Origin of the sequence: Pseudomonas sp. ES3-33 (assembly GCF_000952175.1) — a bacterium.
Classification (GTDB): Bacteria; Pseudomonadota; Gammaproteobacteria; order Pseudomonadales; family Pseudomonadaceae; genus Aquipseudomonas; species Aquipseudomonas gregormendelii.
Genome location: NZ_JZRI01000141.1, coordinates 1 through 868, shown reverse-complemented (window position 1 = coordinate 868; position 868 = coordinate 1). Strand labels below are relative to the sequence as shown.

General features: G+C 42.5%; 2 protein-coding genes. Both read left to right on the top strand.

Annotation, left to right across the window (positions count from 1 at the left end; genetic code table 11):
• On the top strand, window positions 1-341 hold a 341-nt coding region (locus tag UB23_RS29820; protein WP_236695883.1), incomplete at its 5' end, for a hypothetical protein.
• Window positions 310-868 (top strand): cobalamin-dependent protein (locus UB23_RS28865; protein ID WP_152644317.1); only part of this gene is annotated, 559 nt, incomplete at its 3' end. The genes UB23_RS29820 and UB23_RS28865, both read left to right, overlap by 32 nt.

Here is an 868-nt window from a genome sequence, read left to right as displayed (position 1 = left end):
CCAGATGGAACGTACGACATGGTTGCTGGAAAAACGGCGCCAGAGTTTTGATGAAGCAACCAGGGCATCGTGTAACGATGCCCACTTCTAAACTCAAAGGCTGCCAACAGATGAGAGCTGCAATCAATGAAGGTGTTTTATGCTTGACAGAACTCGGGTATTGTTTTTTTCACAATGGCACACACCTCCTGAAAAGTCCGAAAAAAAAATTTATTGAAGCACTGGATTCCCATGAAAAATCCTTGGCGCTAACAGAGCGGTATCCAGCTTTCTTCAATATGTCTGAGGACAAAGAAGCAAGGAGTGCGTATGAACGAAGCGTGCTGCAATTTACTAAATAAGGACAGTGATAATTACGACCCTACTCGACTAGCGTTAGTTTCGCTGCCATACGGCGAAGGTCCGCAAAAAGTAATGCCTTTGGGGCTCCAGAACATATCAGCTTACGTAAAAAAACATGTAACACATGTAACATGCAAAATATTTGATTATTCTGACTTATACACCTCAGACTCTCACGAATTAAAAGACCTGATAGACTGGCAACCTGCACTGGTAGGAATATCTATTTTCAGCAGCCATGTTCAAGCAGCGATCGCTTGGGGTGAATTAATTAAAAGCGCTCTACCTGAGACAATTTTATTCTGCGGCGGCCCGCATATAAGCCTTGCAGCGAAAGATTTTCTACGCGTATCAAATGGTATTTTTGAACTGGCGCTTTATGGTGAAGGAGAACACTCAACAGCAACACTGCTAAAACTATTCAACAAATCACGTGAAGAAGCATCAGACTCTCCGCCCACAAAGAATACCAACAACAACCCTATACCCAAAAAAATACTTATAGACCTGTCTCTTATACACATCT